General features: G+C 68.0%; 15 protein-coding genes. 13 read left to right on the forward strand and 2 right to left on the reverse strand.

Going from position 1 to position 16,350, the window contains the following annotated elements:
- Positions 1-12: 12 nt before the first annotated feature.
- Together QH196_RS15055 and ffh are read left to right on the forward strand one after the other, a co-directional pair.
- The gene (locus QH196_RS15055; RefSeq protein WP_063915929.1) at positions 13-318 is read left to right on the forward strand and encodes a hypothetical protein; all 306 of its coding nucleotides are present in this window, start codon (positions 13-15) and stop codon (positions 316-318) included.
- Between the two features lie 119 nt (positions 319-437).
- Positions 438-2,003 (forward strand): signal recognition particle protein, encoded by a 1,566-nt coding sequence (gene ffh, locus QH196_RS15060; RefSeq protein WP_280416409.1) that lies wholly within the window; start codon positions 438-440, stop codon positions 2,001-2,003.
- Between the two features lie 369 nt (positions 2,004-2,372).
- Here the strand turns inward: ffh and QH196_RS15065 are convergent, their stop codons facing one another.
- On the reverse strand, positions 2,373-4,268 hold the full coding sequence (locus QH196_RS15065; RefSeq protein ID WP_280416410.1) for a vWA domain-containing protein: 1,896 nt from the start codon (positions 4,266-4,268) through the stop codon (positions 2,373-2,375).
- Between the two features lie 339 nt (positions 4,269-4,607).
- Between QH196_RS15065 and rpsP the strand changes: the two genes are divergently transcribed.
- From rpsP to QH196_RS15090, 5 genes are all read left to right on the forward strand, one after another.
- Positions 4,608-5,051: a 30S ribosomal protein S16 gene (rpsP, locus tag QH196_RS15070; RefSeq protein ID WP_280416411.1), complete on the forward strand. Its 444-nt coding sequence runs from the start codon at positions 4,608-4,610 to the stop codon at positions 5,049-5,051.
- Positions 5,051-5,293, forward strand: coding sequence for an RNA-binding protein (locus QH196_RS15075; protein WP_030521790.1), 243 nt, complete (start codon positions 5,051-5,053; stop codon positions 5,291-5,293). The genes rpsP and QH196_RS15075 overlap by 1 nt, the downstream gene beginning before the upstream one ends.
- Complete coding sequence (gene rimM, locus QH196_RS15080) at positions 5,294-5,818, forward strand: ribosome maturation factor RimM (RefSeq protein ID WP_280416412.1); 525 nt, start codon at positions 5,294-5,296, stop codon at positions 5,816-5,818.
- Between the two features lie 10 nt (positions 5,819-5,828).
- A complete protein-coding gene (trmD, locus tag QH196_RS15085) occupies positions 5,829-6,515 on the forward strand; it encodes a tRNA (guanosine(37)-N1)-methyltransferase TrmD (protein ID WP_280416413.1) in 687 nt (228 codons plus the stop codon).
- A gap of 180 nt (positions 6,516-6,695) precedes the next feature.
- Positions 6,696-7,853, forward strand: coding sequence for a Fic family protein (locus tag QH196_RS15090; protein WP_280416414.1), 1,158 nt, complete (start codon positions 6,696-6,698; stop codon positions 7,851-7,853).
- 63 nt (positions 7,854-7,916) lie between these two features.
- Here QH196_RS15090 and QH196_RS15095 read toward each other — a convergent pair whose 3' ends face one another.
- Positions 7,917-8,771: a helix-turn-helix transcriptional regulator gene (locus QH196_RS15095; protein WP_280416415.1), complete on the reverse strand. Its 855-nt coding sequence runs from the start codon at positions 8,769-8,771 to the stop codon at positions 7,917-7,919.
- Positions 8,772-8,860: 89 nt separating this feature from the next.
- Between QH196_RS15095 and QH196_RS15100 the strand changes: the two genes are divergently transcribed.
- From QH196_RS15100 to QH196_RS15125, 6 genes are all read left to right on the forward strand, one after another.
- Positions 8,861-10,486, forward strand: coding sequence for an AMP-binding protein (locus QH196_RS15100; RefSeq protein ID WP_280416416.1), 1,626 nt, complete (start codon positions 8,861-8,863; stop codon positions 10,484-10,486).
- A gap of 111 nt (positions 10,487-10,597) precedes the next feature.
- Positions 10,598-13,081: a Tex family protein gene (locus QH196_RS15105; protein ID WP_432279500.1), complete on the forward strand. Its 2,484-nt coding sequence runs from the start codon at positions 10,598-10,600 to the stop codon at positions 13,079-13,081.
- A gap of 27 nt (positions 13,082-13,108) precedes the next feature.
- Positions 13,109-14,062, forward strand: coding sequence for a hypothetical protein (locus QH196_RS15110; RefSeq protein ID WP_280416417.1), 954 nt, complete (start codon positions 13,109-13,111; stop codon positions 14,060-14,062).
- A 125-nt stretch (positions 14,063-14,187) separates the two neighbouring features.
- Positions 14,188-14,529 carry a 50S ribosomal protein L19 gene (gene rplS, locus QH196_RS15115; protein ID WP_030521783.1) on the forward strand — a complete coding sequence of 114 codons (342 nt, stop codon included), beginning with the start codon at positions 14,188-14,190 and terminating at the stop codon, positions 14,527-14,529.
- A 113-nt stretch (positions 14,530-14,642) separates the two neighbouring features.
- Complete coding sequence (gene lepB / locus QH196_RS15120; protein WP_280416418.1) at positions 14,643-15,431, forward strand: signal peptidase I; 789 nt, start codon at positions 14,643-14,645, stop codon at positions 15,429-15,431.
- Between the two features lie 34 nt (positions 15,432-15,465).
- Complete coding sequence (locus tag QH196_RS15125) at positions 15,466-16,191, forward strand: ribonuclease HII (protein ID WP_280416419.1); 726 nt, start codon at positions 15,466-15,468, stop codon at positions 16,189-16,191.
- Positions 16,192-16,350: the final 159 nt, after the last annotated feature.

Consider the following 16,350-nt stretch of genomic DNA (forward strand, 5'->3'; position numbering starts at 1 on the left):
GGGAGCAGGTCGGTGGCAATCCAAGTGGTGACCTCGTCGATCATGACCAGCGATATGACCCCTCATATCGCCCGATGTGTGGGCGACGCCTACTGGGTGGTGACCTGGCTACCCGGGCGGACGCTCACCGAACCCCAGGCGATGGCCGCGATGACCGTGGCCGCCGCCGTCGCGACCACCGGCGTCCCACCGGACGACGACTGGTCGCAACTGGATTCCCTGGCCCGCGGTCTCGGCCTCACCGGCCGCGAAGCCGCCTACCTGGTCGCCGTGGAACAACACGACTACCAGCGCGGTTTCTCCACCCCCGCGAGCTGAGTCCTCAGCGCCATATTCTCGAGTACGGTGCGAGCGGAGTCACGCCACGACGCCCGTTAGTCTGGGACCCCCATTACCCTGGGACTCAGTGACGTCACTCGAGATCAGGAGCGCGCCAGGTGTTCGAATCTTTATCCGACCGGTTGACCGGTGCCCTGAAGGACCTCCGCGGTAAGGGACGCCTGTCGCCGGCCGATATCGACGCCACCTGCCGGGAGATCCGCCTCGCCCTGCTGGAGGCCGATGTCGCGCTGCCGGTGGTTCGCGGATTCATCTCCCGGATCAAGGAACGCGCGAAGGGCGCCGAGGTTTCCGCGGCGCTGAACCCGGCCCAGCAGGTCGTCAAAATCGTCAACGAAGAACTCGTCGCCATCCTCGGCGGCGAGACCCGGCGGTTGACGCTGGCCAAAACCCCGCCGACGGTGATCATGCTCGCCGGCCTGCAGGGCGCCGGTAAGACCACCCTCGCCGGTAAGCTCGCCAAATGGCTGCGCGATCAGGGCCATCAGCCGCTGTTGGTGGCCTGCGACCTGCAGCGTCCCGGCGCAGTCACCCAGTTGCAGGTGGTGGGCGAACGCGCCGGCGTCCCGGTGTTCGCACCCCATCCCGGGACCTCCATCGGTGGTGGTGAGAACGAGCTCGGGGTCACCGCGGCCGATCCGATCGCGGTCGCCGAATCCGGCGTCGCCGAGGCGCGCGCCAAACAGTACGACGTGGTGATCGTCGACACCGCCGGCCGGCTCGGTATCGATTCCGAACTGATGGCGCAGGCCGCCGGAATCCGCGATGCGGTGAAACCCGACGAAACCCTGTTCGTCCTCGACGCCATGATCGGCCAGGACGCCGTCTCCACCGCCGAGGCATTTCGCGACGGTGTCGGCTTCACCGGCGTGGTGCTCACCAAACTCGACGGCGACGCCCGCGGTGGCGCGGCGCTGAGCGTGCGCAACGTCACCGGCGAGCCGATCATGTTCGCCTCCACCGGTGAGAAGCTCGAGGATTTCGACGTCTTCCACCCCGATCGGATGGCCAGCCGCATCCTCGGCATGGGCGATGTGCTCACCCTTATCGAGCAGGCCGAGCAGGTCTACGACGCGCAGCAGGCCGAGGAGGCCGCGCGCAAGATCGGCAGCGGTGAACTCACCCTCGAGGATTTCCTCGATCAGATGCTGGCCATCCGGAAACTGGGTCCCATCGGCAACCTGCTCGGGATGCTGCCGGGCGCGGGGCAGATGAAGGATGCCCTCGCCCAGGTCGACGATAAACAGCTCGACCGGGTCCAGGCCATCATCCGCGGTATGACCCCTGCGGAACGGGACAACCCGAAGATCATCAACGCGTCCCGGCGGCTGCGGATCGCGAACGGGTCCGGGGTGCAGGTCTCCGATGTCAACCAGCTGGTGGACCGGTTCTTCGAGGCGCGCAAGATGATGACCGCGATGGGCCGGCAGATGGGGATGCCGGGCGGTAACCGGCGTACCAAGAACAAAAAGGGGAAGAAGGGCAAGAAGGGCGGCCGCGGGCCCACTCAGCCGAAGATGCGCGGCGGCTTCCCGGGGATGCCCGGTATGCCCGCGGGCGGCGCCGGTATGCCGGACCTGTCGAATATGCCGCCCGGACTCGATCAGCTGCCGCCCGGCCTGGAGAATTTCGATCTCTCCAAGTTCAAGTTCCCGGATAAGTAGGCCGGCCGGAATCAGTCGACGCGTCGCCGCCCTGTGAAAGGTCGGCGGCGTCGGCGTAACCGGGCACGTGGTTCCTGGGCAGCCATCGCCCGGGCACCCAGGCTCACCAGCCGAGGTGCGCGCGCCCTCCCGGCGAGATGCCGATCCGGCTATCGCGCCGAGTCGGTCCGATGCGATCGGCGGCGAGTCCGTCCGAGCGACGTTCCTGTGCTGACCTGTCTGGGCGGGCGCGCGAACCCGGGATCGGCGGTGCGCCCGACCGGCGGCCGGATACCCGCTGCCGTTGTGACGGCATCAGTGCCGATGTGATCATCACGGAGTGGCCGATCTCCCCTGAGCGATTCCGCCTGACAAGGGGGAGCTGCCGACTCAGTGCCCGCGTCGGCGCGCCAGGAACAGCGCACCGGCGAAGGTCGCCACCGCCACCACCACGGCGCCCGCAAGGGCAACCCAGACCAGCGGGGATACACCACTATCGGAGGTTTCCCCGGTTTGCGCGACCGCGTCGCCGGGGGCCACCTGCTTCGAGTCCTCGCCGAATGTTGCCTCGCCCGCGGTATCACCGTCCGCGTATCGCGGCCCGGGTTCCGGCTCACCGGTGACCGCGACCTCCAGCTCGATCGGCACCGGCGCTACGGCGCGGGTGCTGTGGATCGTCGGGCTCAGTTTGACCGCGATGTAGTGCCGGCCGGCGACAGCTTGATCGGCGGCCTCGCCGCGCTCTTCCCGGTTGAGATACCGGATCGGGGCGGTCGCCAGTGCCGGATCGTTGCCCGGCAGGGTTTTCTCGGTTCCGGCGTAGGAGGTGGTGTCGGAGTCGAGTTCGGCGCGGTACGGGTTGTAGAGCGTGGTCGCGATATTCGAGGTGTACTCGCTGCCTTCCTCGGAGCTGTTACCGAACCTCACCCGGTAGGCCAGCCCCTGGCCCCAGTCCACCTTCACCCGGTAGAAGACGAACTCGCCCCGCTGGACGGTGTCGGTGTAGCGACCCGGGCCCGGGAGATCCGCCGCGACATTGAACGAACCTCCGCCGACAACCGGTGTGACAGGTGTCGTGGGTGCGTCGAACTCCACCGGCTGCGGATCCGCCGCGGGACCGGGGTCGGTGACCGCCGGTTCCACACCGATGTTCAGCTCGATGGGCAACTGTCCCGGCGCACCGTCGGAGATATGCGCCCATTCGAGCGCGAAATAGTAGCGGCCGCCACCCCGGCAATTATCCGTATCCGCGCTACCGGAATCGGCTTCGGCGGCACCCCGCCAGGCGCTGCTCACCGTCAGCGCGACCCCGTCGATGGAACGGGTCGCCAATTCGCTGTCGAGGCTGTGGCAATCCTGGCCCTCGGCGCCGTAAACCCGCAGATCGAGACGGTTGTTGGAGGTGGCTGCGTCGCCCTGGGCGCGGGGGAACGACACGGTACCGCTGAAGTACGCGGTCGCACCCTCGGGGACATCCACGGCGTAGTACTGCGGTTTCTTCTGCCGGACGACGTCCAGGTATTGCCCGGGATCGGCCACCGGTGCCTCGCGGTAGCCCGGTGCGCCCGTGATCGGGAGTCCTACCGGGGCATAGCTGCGCAAGGCGACAGCACTGACGCGGGGCAGCACCTGCTCGAGTGTCGCGCCGTCGGCGGCATCGGTGTAGGTGCCGCCGGTGTTCTGGGCGATGCAGGTCAGCTGTGCGCGTGAGGCATCGTCGACCCCGAAACCGATGGCGTGCATCACGATGTCGTTGCCCTGGGCACTGAGTTCGCGGGCGATATCGCAGGGATCCGGTGGTGCGCAGGTGTCCAGGCCGTCGGAGACCAGCACGATCGAGCGCGGCCCTTCCTGCGGCAGGGCGGCGGCGGCCGCCCGCAGCGATGCGCCGATCGGGGTGTATCCGCGGGGCACGATCCCGTCCGTGGCCGCGGTCAACGCCGGCTTGTCGATGGTTTCGGCCGGGTGCAGGATCTGCACGTCCTGGCAGCCCGCGGCCTTCTCCGCGTCCGAGTTGCCGGTCCCGGTGCCGTAGGCGGCGAGGCCGACCTTCGCGTTGTCCGGCGCCGCGGTGACGAAACTGCGGACCGCGGTCTTGGCGGCGTCCATCTTGGTGCCGCCACCGGGATCGGCCGCCAGCATCGAACCCGACGCGTCCAGTACCAGCATTGTCGGGGCGTACTCGGTCCCGGCCTGTGGCGACTGCTGCGCGAGGGCGGGCATGGCGACCGGTACCGAGGCGACCACCGCCGCGGCCGCCGCGGCGAGGACTCTGTTCAGAAACAACACGCTGTCCGTACTCTCGATCGTTGCCGCCGCGCGGACAGCGCGACCCAGCGGACACTACGCACGCGTACCACGGCCCGCCACCTGGCGGCATGGTTGTCCGGTGGTGGCGTCCTCGATCGGCGGGCGCCGGGCCGGCCGCCGGAGCGTGACAGCGCGGGCGCGATTTCGGGCTCGGACCTGCGTCTGGCAGAATGGTCGATCGTCCTTCCGGACAGTGTCAGCCCGTCTCCGGTTCCGTACCGCGCGGCGGTCACACACTCCATTCGCAAAACCGGGCTCGCGAACCGCGTGAGTCGCTGAATTGCGCCGTGACCACAATGAAAGGCAGATCAGCAGATGGCTGTTCGCATCAAGCTCACCCGTATGGGCAAGATCCGCAACCCGCAGTACCGCGTCGTCGTCGCGGACGCCCGGACCCGCCGTGACGGCCGGGCCATCGAGTCCATCGGCAAGTACCACCCCAAGGAAGAGCCCTCGCTGATCGAGATCGATTCCGAGCGTGCCCAGTACTGGCTGGGTGTCGGCGCGCAGCCGACCGAGCCCGTGCAGCGGCTGCTGGAGATCACCGGCGACTGGCAGAAGTTCAAGGGCCTGCCGGGCACCGAGGGCACCTTGAAGGTCGCCGAGCCCAAGCCGTCCAAGCTGGACCTGTTCAACGCCGCGCTGGCCGCCGCCGACAACGAGCCGGTCACCGAGGCCGTGACCCCGAAGAAGAAGGTCAAGAAGGACAAGGAAGAGGGCGCCGCCGAGGCGACCGAATCCGCCGAGGCTGCCGAGTAATGAGCGTCGTCGTCGCCGATGCCGTGGAACATCTGGTCCGCGGTATCGTCGCCAACCCCGATGACGTACGCGTCGAGCTGATCACCGGCCGCCGCGGGCGCACCGTCGAGGTGCACGTCCACCCCGACGACCTGGGCAAGGTCATCGGCCGGGGCGGCCGCACCGCGACCGCGTTGCGTACGCTCGTCGCCGGTATCGGTGGCCGCGGTATCCGGGTCGACGTGGTCGACACCGATCAGTAGATGGAACTCGTAGTCGGCCGGGTCGCCAAATCGCACGGGGTGCGTGGCGAACTGGTCGTCGAAGTACGCACCGACGAACCGGAGGCGCGTTTCGCGCCCGGCTCGACCCTGCGGGGCCGGGCGGCACGGTCGAAAGAGGTGCGGAATTTCACCGTGGAGTCGGCCCGGGAACATTCGGGCCGGCTTCTCGTGCAACTCGCCGGTGTCACCGATCGCGGTGCCGCGGACGCCCTGCGCGGCACCTTGTTCCTGGTGGACAGCGAGGATCTGGGGTCGGCGGCGGATCCCGACGAGTTCTACGATCACGAACTCGAGGGTCTGCGCGTGGAACTCACCGACGGTTCCTCCGTCGGCACGGTTACCGAGGTACTGCATTCCGCGGCAGGAGAACTGCTGTCGGTTCGCGCCGTCGGCGACGGCCGCGAAATCCTGATCCCGTTCGTCACCGCCATCGTGCCGACGGTGTCGATCGCCGACGGGCTGATCGTGATCGACCCGCCCGAGGGCCTGCTGGATCCGGAATGAGGCGGTCGTCGTGAAGCTCGACGTGATCACCATCTTCCCCGAATACCTCGAGCCGCTGCGCACCGCGCTGCTGGGCAAGGCCATCGACAAAGGCCTGCTCTCGGTGGAGGTCCACGATCTGCGCCGCTGGACCCACGATGTGCACAAATCCGTCGACGATTCGCCGTACGGCGGCGGCCCCGGCATGGTGATGAAACCCACGGTGTGGGGTGCCGCGCTCGACGAGGTGTGCCCGGACGACGCCCTGCTCGTCGTACCGACACCGGCCGGGGTACCTTTCACCCAGGACACGGCCGCCCGCTGGTCCGGCGAGCGGCATCTGGTCTTCGCCTGCGGCCGGTACGAGGGGATCGACCAGCGGGTATTCGACGACGCGGCCCGGCGGGTGCGCGTCGAAGAGGTCAGTATCGGCGACTATGTCCTGATCGGCGGTGAGGCCGCGGTCCTCGTGATGACCGAGGCGGTGGTGCGGCTGATTCCCGGGGTGCTCGGCAATCAGCAGTCCCACGAGCAGGATTCGTTCTCCGACGGGCTGCTGGAAGGTCCCAGCTACACCCGCCCGGTGTCGTGGCGGGGACTCGAGGTCCCGCCGATCCTGCTGTCCGGCGATCACGCGAAGGTCGCGGGCTGGCGCCGGGAACAAGCACTCATCCGCACGCGCGAACGTCGCCCGGACCTTCTGCCCGGAGACGGCTGATCGGATCTCGCGCCGATCTGCGACGTCAGAGTGCTGTCGGTAGGGCGGCGACACTATCGAGCAAGCTTTGCCGACGGTCGCTCGATATGGCGGCGCCGAGCTGCGGCTGAGACTGAACAGCGGAGTCTCCACACTTCGTGGAAGATCGACAGAACGCCGCTGTCGAGAGCAGGACCGGGGATGCGAATCAGCAGGGCAATTGCCGACCTATTTCGTGATCGAATAGTGCCGGGAATTCGTCGGGCGGGCGAGGCGGCCGAACTGGATGCGGGGGTCGTGCGCGGTATCGGGACCGAGGCGAGAACGGCCGCACACAGCGCGGAAACCGCGGACGGCGCGGGTGCGCGGCAGATCCCCGCAAGTAGAATCGCCCCTATCGGTGGTTCGCTGCGGGAGCCTGGCGCACCAGCGCCGCAGCGTAATATTCCTCGGCAGCCGGCGGAAGACGGGACACCGTCGGAGGTGATCGAGAACCGGTCGGCCGAGCTGGGGTTGAACACCCCGTCGCAGCGTGCGATGGAGTCGAGTTTGTTCATCGACGAGCCGGTCCATCGGGCGGCGCTGATCTCAGATTATCCGCGACCGGAGTTGATGTTCGGTGAGAAGGCTTGGGCGGGCTATCTGGATGCCCGGGTATTCAGCCGTCGTAACAGCGATCGGGAATTATCCGTGCCGTTCATAACCGAACTCCACCAACGGGTTGCGCGTTTCGACGGGCCCGGTGGTGGGGTCATCGATGGGCGCGAGCGATGGTTCATCTGCGGGAAGCCCGCCACTCCCGAAGAGATAGCGAACGTGGAGGCGAATCCTCATCTGGCACGTATCCCCGACGGGACCGTGCCTCTGAAGCCCAACATCGGCGCGGTGTTCTACCGGCTCAAGGATCCAGTCGACATACGCAACGAACTCGACTCGCTGTGCGACTGGTATAATCAGGCGCGCGGCGCGCCCGGAACCGATCCCTATCGGCTTGCTGCCGAACTTCAGCAGCGCTTCGTATCCATCCACCCGTACGGGGATTGCAACGGCCGGACGTCGCGACTCCTGATGAACTGGTCATTGGAGCACAACGGGCTGTCGCCCAGCGTACTGCCGGATTTCAACAAGGATATTCTCTCCTCGACCGACCAATGGACGGACGCAGTTCGCGCTGGCAGTCAGACCTTCGCCGACCGCACGGATCGACTCCAGCAGTCGGGGGGGACGGCAGACCCGGTTCAGTTATTCGGCCTGCAGGACCTGCAAGAACGCTATCGGAATCACGACGGTGAGACCGAGCCACTCGGGTCGGTGTATCACGATGTCGACTGGTGGCGAGACTTTCTGGAAGAGCTATAGGTTCCGCGCCGGAAATCCGCGCAGCTACCGCTCAGGAATTCGTCGGCGGTTTTGCGCCGCGCGTCACGGGATGAGGCCGAAGCGGCGCGCGGCGACCACGGCTTCGTGCCGGGACCGGGCGTCGAGTTTGTGCATCGCGCTGCGGAGATAGCTCTTGACCGTCTCGGATCCCAGCGAAAGGCGTTGTGCGGCCTCCTGATTGGAACATCCCAGCGCGACCTGCACCAGCACATCGATCTCCCGGCGGGCGAGCCGGGGCGCCTCCGGGGCGGGGGGACCCGACAGGGCTCTGGCCAGTTTGTCGCCGACCGCCCGCAGTGCCCCACCCAGCTGCGTATCGGCGGAGCCGTCCGCGAGGGTATGGAGTTCCGCCTGGACGGCGCGGATCTCCTCGGCGAGCGCACCGCCGGTCGCGGGCGACGGTGTCGCCGCATCGAGCAACCGCAGCCGCCGATCGACCTCGTCCCGGATCGTGATCTCCGACGCCAGCCGCCGACCGGCCTGTAGCACTGCCTCTGCGGTTCGGCCGCCGATCGGGCCGGGACCGCGCAGCGCCGCGTACAGCACGGCGCGCGACCGGTCTTCCACGACCACGGGCACCGCCAGCACCGAACGGATTCCCTCACCGAGCACCGGGCCGTCGTAGTGATGGGTGATCGACAGCGCGCTGCGATAGTCGGTCACCGCCGCGGGCCGCCGTGAATCGAGGACCTGGCCGCCCAGACCCGATGCGCGCCGGACCGACAACCCGCGCAGCCCATTGGTGCGGACCCCGCAGAACTCGGTCAGCAGCAGCGTATCGGCCTGAACTTCGCCACCGAAGAGCACCGGAACCCCGGTGGCGCCCGCCAACCGGCGGATTTCGGCGCGCAGCGCGTCACTGTCACGGGGGCGGAGCAGCGCGGGGTCCGCGGTCATGGAGGTTCACCCCTTTTCGGGGGTAGTGCCGACAAACTGTGACCTACATCCTATTGCAACACCGGATCGATGAACCGAGGAGATGCGAGATGGGTGCCGACCCGAATACGCGGGTGCGTGAACTGCTGGACACCTACGACCGCGGCGATGCGTGCGCAGCCGAGTTGCTCTGTGACCGGCACCCGGCCGAGGCCGTCGCGTTCACGGTCGTCGAGAGCGACCTCTCGTCGGTCGACCTGACCTACGGTGAGCTGCGTCGACGCTCCGAACACTATGCGGCTGCGCTGGCCGGTCTCGGGGTCGGGCCGGGCGACCGCGTCGCGACCCTGATGGCGAAATCCGCGGATCTGGTGGCCGTGCTCCTGGCCGTCTGGCGTCGCGGCGCGGTCCATGTGCCGTTGTTCACCGCGTTCGCCCCACCGGCGATCGCCTTCCGGTTGCGCGCCGCCGACGCCGCCGTCGTGATCACCGATCCGGATCAGGCCGGCAAACTGGCCCCGGGCGGGGATATGCCCGCCGAGCCGCCGTGGCGCACCGTGGTCACCGGCCCGGCCGATATCGCGGGTGCCGTGCGGCTGGACGATCTCCCCGTCTCGGATACCGGCGCACCTGCGGCGACGGTGGGCGGGGACGGTCTGCTGGTCCAGTTGTTCACCAGCGGTACCACCGGCACACCGAAGGGCGTGCCGATTCCGGTGCGTGCGCTCGCGTCCTTCCACGCCTATCAGGAATTCGCGCTCGACGTGCGTCCCGACGATGTCTTCTGGAACGCCGCGGATCCCGGCTGGGCCTACGGTCTCTATTACGCCATCCTCGGACCGTTGGCGTCGGGCACCCGGAGTCTGCTGCTGCACGCCGGCTTCTCCCCGGAGCTGACCTGGCAGGTGCTGGACCGGTTCGGGGTCACCAATTTCGCGGCCGCGCCGACGGTCTACCGGGCGCTGCGGGCCGGGTCCGAGGGGCAGTCGGCTCGTTTGCGCCGCGCGTCGTCGGCGGGGGAGCCGTTGACACCGGAGGTGGTTGCCTGGTCGGCCGAGGCGCTCGGTGTCGCGGTCCGCGATCACTACGGCCAGACCGAGCACGGCATGGTGATCTGCAATGCCTGGCACGACGAGCTGAACGCGATCGCCCCCGCGGGGTCGATGGGCCGTTCCCTGCCGGGCTGGGCCTGCACCGTCCTCTCCGACGACGCCGATATCGAGGCTCCGCCCGGACAGCTCGGCCGGATCGCCATCGATACCCAGCACAGCGCCCTGCTCTGGTTCGCCGGCTACCTGGGCGATCCCGAACGCTCCGCGCAGCGCTACACGCCCGACGGCCGCTGGTATCTCACCGGCGACGCCGGCTCCCGCGACAACGAGGGGTTCTTCCGCTTCTCGGCCCGCGACGACGATGTGATCATCATGGCCGGTTACCGGATCGGACCGTTCGAGGTGGAAAGCGTGCTGGTCCTGCACTCCGATGTCGCCGAGGCCGCGGTCGTCGGCCTGCCGGACGAACTCCGCGGCGAGGTACTGGAGGCGTTCGTGGTGCTGCGCGACGGGGTTACGGGCACCGACGCACTGGCCGGAGAGCTGCAGACCCTGGTCAAGAAGAAATTCGCGGCGCACGCCTACCCGCGGCGCGTGCACTTCGTCACGGATCTGCCCAAGACGCCCAGCGGTAAGGTCCAGCGGTTCCTGCTGCGGGATCAGGGACGCACGGCGGCCGGTTAGCGGTACCGGTCCCGGGCCGGTGGTGCAGGACCGGGGCGGGTTCGCCTGTCACCAGGCGCAGGTAGTGTGCGGGTCGTGACGACAGCGCCAGAGACCTCGGGTCCCGACACGATCCAGACAGACTCGACCGCCACCACCGGTACCGGTCCCGCCGTTTCGGGCACCGTGACCCGGCGCATCGCCGACGAACTGGCGGTGCGTGAGAACCAGGTCGCGGCCGCCGTCGAACTACTCGACGGCGGGTCCACGGTGCCGTTCATCGCGCGCTATCGCAAAGAGGTCACCGGCGGCCTGGACGACGCCCAGCTGCGCACTCTCGAAGAACGCCTGCACTATCTGCGGGAACTCGACGAACGCCGGGCCACCGTGATCGAATCCATCCGCAGTCAGGGCAAACTCGACGATGCCCTGCACCGGCAGCTGCTGCTGGCCGAAACCAAGGCCCGCCTCGAAGATATCTACCTGCCCTATAAACCCAAGCGCCGCACCAAGGCTCAGATCGCCCGCGAGGCCGGCCACGAACCCGTCGCGGAGGCCCTGCTCGGCGATCCGGCCACCGATCCGGCCGGATACACCGCCGAACAGCTCGACGGTGCACGCGCCATTCTGGTCGAACGGTTCGCCGAGGACGCCGATCTCGTCGGTGAACTCCGCGAGATGATGTGGAGCAGGGGCCGCGTCACCGCAACCGTGCGTGCCGGGAAAGAAGAGGCCGGCGCGAAATTCGCCGACTACTTCGACTTCGCCGAGGAATTCACCGCCCTGCCCTCACACCGGATCCTGGCGCTGCTGCGTGGTGAGAAGGAAGAGGTGCTCTCGGTGCACCTCGATCCCGAACCCGCGGATTCCGAACTCGAAACCGGTGAGCGCACCGTCTACGAGGCGCGGATCGCGCAGCGGTTCGCCATCGCCGACGAGGGGCGCCCCGCCGATTCCTGGCTGCTGGATACGGTGCGCTGGGCCTGGCGGACCAAACTGCAGGTCAGTCTCGGTATCGATACCCGGATGCGGTTGCGGCAGGCCGCCGAACGCGATGCGGTGGAGGTATTCGCCGCCAATCTGCGGGATCTGCTGCTGGCCGCACCGGCCGGAACCCGCACCACCATGGGCCTGGACCCGGGCTACCGCACGGGCGTGAAGGTCGCGGTGGTCGACGGTACCGGCAAGGTCGTGGCGACCGAGGTCATCTATCCGCACAAACCACAGAACCAGACCGAGAAATCACTGGCGGTCCTCGCCGCCTTGGTGGAGCGATTCGGGGTCGAGCTGATCGCCATCGGCAACGGCACCGCCTCCCGGGAAACCGATGCGCTGGCCGCGCAGTTGATCGAACGTATTCCGGAGAACAAACCGACCAAGATCGTGGTGTCCGAGGCCGGCGCCTCGGTGTATTCGGCCTCCGCCTATGCCTCGCAGGAGCTTCCCGATATGGATGTCTCGCTGCGCGGAGCGGTATCGATTGCCCGCCGCTTACAGGATCCGCTGGCCGAACTCGTCAAGATCGAACCGAAATCCATCGGAGTGGGGCAGTACCAGCACGATATCTCCGAAACACTGCTGGCCCGCTCGCTGGGCGCGGTGGTCGAGGACGCGGTGAACGCGGTCGGCGTGGATGTGAACACCGCCTCGGTTCCCCTGCTGTCCCGGGTATCCGGTATCACCGGCTCGGTGGCGGAAAGTATTGTCGCCCACCGCGACCGCAACGGCCCCTTCCCGAGCCGCACCGCGCTGCTGGACGTGCCGCGCCTGGGCCCCAAGGCTTTCGAACAGTGCGCCGGCTTCCTGCGGATCCGCGGCGGCGTCAACCCGCTCGATACCTCGGCCGTGCATCCGGAGGCCTATCCGGTGGTGCACCGGATCCTCGACTCCACCGGTAGCGGGATCGCCGAGATCATCGGCAACGAATCGGTGCTGCGGGGCTTGCGTCCCGCCGAATTCACCGACGAGACCTTCGGCGTACCGACCGTTACCGATATCATCGGTGAGCTGGAGAAACCGGGTCGCGATCCGCGGCCGGAATTCAAAACCGCCGAATTCGCCGCCGGCATCGAGAAGGTCGCCGATCTGCAGCCCGGAATGGTGCTCGAGGGCGTGGTCACCAACGTCGCCGCGTTCGGTGCCTTCGTCGATGTGGGCGTGCACCAGGACGGGCTCGTTCACGTCTCGGCGATGTCGAAGAATTTCGTCCGCGATCCGCGCGAGATCGTCAAATCCGGTGACGTGGTCAAGGTGAAGGTGCTCGAGGTCGATATTCCGCGGCAGCGGATCGGTCTGTCGCTGCGGCTCGACGACGAACCCGGCGCCGGTAAACCGGAACGCGGCCAGGGGCCCGGTGGTGAGCGCGGCCGCGGTGCCGGTGGACGCGACGACGCCGGCCGCGCGGGCGGCGGGGATCGCGGTGGGCAGGGCCGGGGCGCGAAGAACCGTGGGGGCCAGGGTAATGCGGGCGGACACGCCGGTGGTCAGGGCGGCGGCCAGGGCCGCGGGGGCGATCCGGCCCGCAATCGGGGCCAGGGCCGCGGGAATCGGCGGGATAATGCACCTGTGAACGGCGCCATGGCCGACGCGTTGCGGCGGGCGGGTTTCGGAAAGTAACGCCTTTCGAAGTGAAGGGGGGCCGGTATGCGGCAGTGGTGGTCCGAGGACGTCATCGCCGCGGGCCGGCTCCCACTCCTGTGCTTCCTGTTCGGTTTCATCATCGGATTCCTGGTGATCCGGGTCAGCGTCCGGCTGATCCGCGCGCAGGTGCGCTGGTGGCCCGGCAATCTGAAACCCGGTGGTGTGCACATCCACCACATGGTGTTCGGGGTGGTGCTGGTCCTGATCTCGGGGATCGGGATGATCGCCACCGCCGATGCGGGTGGCGGTCCGGCCGTCGCGGCCGGGCTGGCGGCATCGTTCGGGGTCGGTGCGGCATTGGTCCTCGACGAGTTCGCGCTGCTCTACTACTTGCGCGACGTCTACTGGGAGAAACAGGGCCGCACCTCGGTGGACGCGGTTTTCGTCGCGCTCGCCGTGACCGGCCTGCTGCTGCTCGGTTTCCACCCGCTGTGGCTGCTCGAGATCAACGGCCTGCGCGATTATCCGGGCGCGTGGGTGCGGGTGCTGGTCATCGTGTTCGCGCTGGGGAATCTGGCCTTGGCCGCCGTGGTCATCGCCAAGGGCAAGATCTGGACCGGCCTGTTCGGCATGTTCTTTCTGCCGTTGCTGGTGGTGGGGGCGTTGCGGCTGAGCCGGCCCGGGGCGCCGTGGGCGCGCTGGCGCTACGGTAACAACCGGCGGCGGCTGATGTACCGGGCGATCGTGCGCGAACGGCGGTACCGCCGCCCCGTGATCCGGGCCAAGATTTTCGTCCAGGATCTGATCGCCGGAAAACCGGATGTCGAGCACGTCCGGTCGGCGGCGGAGGAAGAATTGACCCGGCGGGTGGTTCCCGCGCCACCCGCACCGCACCGGCATCACCCGCTACTGCAGGATCTGAACCGCTGGGCGCACGGCGGTGAGCCGGAAACCACCGAGGAGGACGCCCGCGACCGACGGGCCGCATCGGGGCCCGTTTCCGGAAGTGATCCCTGATCTGGCACAATGCACGGGTTGCCCTGGCTGCATTCGGCCCGGCGCATCCCATATTCGGAGCACGAACCGGTCGAGCGTCCGCGCCGCCAGGTTCCTCTGTTCGCGCGACCATCAGAAGGATGATCATGAACACCCTTGATTTCGTCGACGAGAGCTCGCTGCGCAGCGATGTCCCCGATTTCCGTCCGGGCGACACCCTGAATGTGCATGTGAAGGTCATCGAGGGCTCCAAGGAACGTATCCAGGTCTTCAAGGGCGTCGTCATCCGGCGCCAGGGCGGCGGTATCCGCGAGACCTTCACCGTGCGCAAGGTGTCGTTCGGTGTCGGCGTGGAGCGCACCTTCCCCGTGCACAGCCCCACCATCGATCACATCGATGTGGTGACCCGCGGCGATGTCCGCCGGGCCAAGCTGTACTACCTGCGGGAGCTGCGCGGTAAGGCTGCCAAGATCAAAGAGAAGCGCTGACCTGCCCTTGATCGCCGACACCCGCGCGCCGCGATGCGCGCCGGTGACCTCGGCGAACGGCATAAGTAGCCCGGTACCGCGTAACCACTGCGGTGCCGGGCTACGCTGTTCGCGTGGCAGACGAGAGTTGGTCGAGATCGGGGTCGGATCCCGCGGACGGGCAGCCCCGCAGGCGCCGGGCGCGGCGGGCCGTCAAAGCGAAGAAGCAGCGGCCGTTCTGGCAGGAACTTCCCATCCTGCTGGTGATCGCGGCGGTGATCGCCGCTCTGATGGTGACTTTCGTCGGCCGTCCCTACGTGATCCCCTCCCAGTCCATGGAGCCGACGCTGCACGGCTGTGCCGGTTGCACAGGTGACCGGATCTATGTGCAGAAGCTGAGCTACTACTGGAGTGAGCCCGAGCCGGGGGATGTCGTGGTCTTCGTCGGACCGCCCTCCTGGAACGGGCACTACCGCTCCATCCGCTCGGACAATACGGTCATCCGCGGCGTACAGAACTTCTTCTCGTTCTTCGGCCTGGTACCGCCGGACGAGAACGACCTCGTCAAACGCGTTATCGCGGTCGGCGGGCAGACCGTGGAATGCTGTGACGAGCAGGGCCGCGTGATGGTCGACGGGCAACCACTCGACGAGCCCTACGTCGAGGACGATTACCCGTGGATGCCCGGTCAGGCGAACGCCGCCTACCCGGTGGGCCGCGTGTTCGGGCCGGTGACCGTGCCCGAGGGCAATCTGTGGGTGATGGGCGACAACCGCAACGAATCCGCGGATTCCCGGGCGCATATCGGTGACGAATTCCAGGGCACCGTGCCCGTCGACAACGTCCGCGGCAAAGCGGTGCTGAAGATCTGGCCGCCCGGCCGGATCGGCCCCATCGATGGAACGAACCCGCAGGAGAATTGAGTCGGGGCGGATCGAGTTGGCGACGAAGACGCGTATGAAAGCGGTACGAGAGCAGAGCTGGCCACCGCGGGTGGTGATGCGCCGGGCAGGTGGATTGCGAACCCTGGAATCGGCGCTGCACCGCTGCGGGCTGGGGCCGGTCGCCGGAGTCGACGAGACGGGCCGCGGCCCCAGCGCCGGGCCGCTCGTGGTGGCCGCGTGTGTACTAGGGCCTCGCGCACACGATGCGCTGGCCGGGCTCGACGATTCGAAAAAACTCAGCGAGGCGACCCGTGAGGCCCTCTATCCGGTCATCACCCGGCTCGCGGCGGCCTGGTCGGTGGTGGTGATCCCGGCGGCCGAAATCGACGCCATCGGTATCCATGTGGCGAATATCCAGGGGATGCGCCGGGCCGTGGCCGGTCTCGGGCGAAACCCCGGCTATGTGCTCACCGACGGGTTCCGGGTACCGGGACTACCGGTGCCGTCGCTACCGGTGATCGGCGGGGACGGCACCGCGGCGTGTATCGCCGCGGCCAGTGTGCTGGCCAAGGTCACCCGCGACCGGATGATGGTCGAACTCGATCAGCGCGTGCCCGGATACGGGTTCGCCGAACACAAGGGCTACAACACCACCCGGCATATCGAAGCGCTGCGGCGGCTCGGGCCCTGCCCGGAACATCGCAGGTCATGGCGCAATGTACGGGACAGCGAGGTCGCGCTGACACCGGCCGGCGAAATTCTGGCGGAGGTCACCGCCGGGGCCGGTGGAGCCGCCTGACCCAGCTGTAGGACAGGCCCGGCCGGCCGGTGTCGCGGGCGGGGTCGCCCCCCCCCCCCCGGGCGGGGGGCCCGCCCCCCCGGGCAAGGGCCGGCCGGCTGAGGCAGGGTGGCAAAACACACACCGGCGCGGGGAGGAGGGCGGGGCCCCCCCAGGGGG

The organism is Nocardia carnea (genome assembly GCF_029868325.1).
Taxonomy (GTDB): domain Bacteria; phylum Actinomycetota; class Actinomycetes; order Mycobacteriales; family Mycobacteriaceae; genus Nocardia; species Nocardia carnea_C.

Excerpts from the sequence above, each read along its gene's own strand:
- rpsP (WP_280416411.1), top strand. The coding sequence starts at position 4,608 with ATGGCTGTTCGCATCAAGCTCACCCGTATGGGCAAGATCCGCAACCCG.
- QH196_RS15075 (WP_030521790.1), top strand. The coding sequence starts at position 5,051 with ATGAGCGTCGTCGTCGCCGATGCCGTGGAACATCTGGTCCGCGGTATC.
- rimM (WP_280416412.1), top strand. The coding sequence starts at position 5,294 with ATGGAACTCGTAGTCGGCCGGGTCGCCAAATCGCACGGGGTGCGTGGC.
- QH196_RS15090 (WP_280416414.1), top strand. The coding sequence starts at position 6,696 with ATGCGAATCAGCAGGGCAATTGCCGACCTATTTCGTGATCGAATAGTG.
- QH196_RS15095 (WP_280416415.1), bottom strand. The coding sequence starts at position 8,771 with ATGACCGCGGACCCCGCGCTGCTCCGCCCCCGTGACAGTGACGCGCTG.
- QH196_RS15100 (WP_280416416.1), top strand. The coding sequence starts at position 8,861 with ATGGGTGCCGACCCGAATACGCGGGTGCGTGAACTGCTGGACACCTAC.
- QH196_RS15110 (WP_280416417.1), top strand. The coding sequence starts at position 13,109 with ATGCGGCAGTGGTGGTCCGAGGACGTCATCGCCGCGGGCCGGCTCCCA.
- rplS (WP_030521783.1), top strand. The coding sequence starts at position 14,188 with ATGAACACCCTTGATTTCGTCGACGAGAGCTCGCTGCGCAGCGATGTC.
- QH196_RS15125 (WP_280416419.1), top strand. The coding sequence starts at position 15,466 with ATGAAAGCGGTACGAGAGCAGAGCTGGCCACCGCGGGTGGTGATGCGC.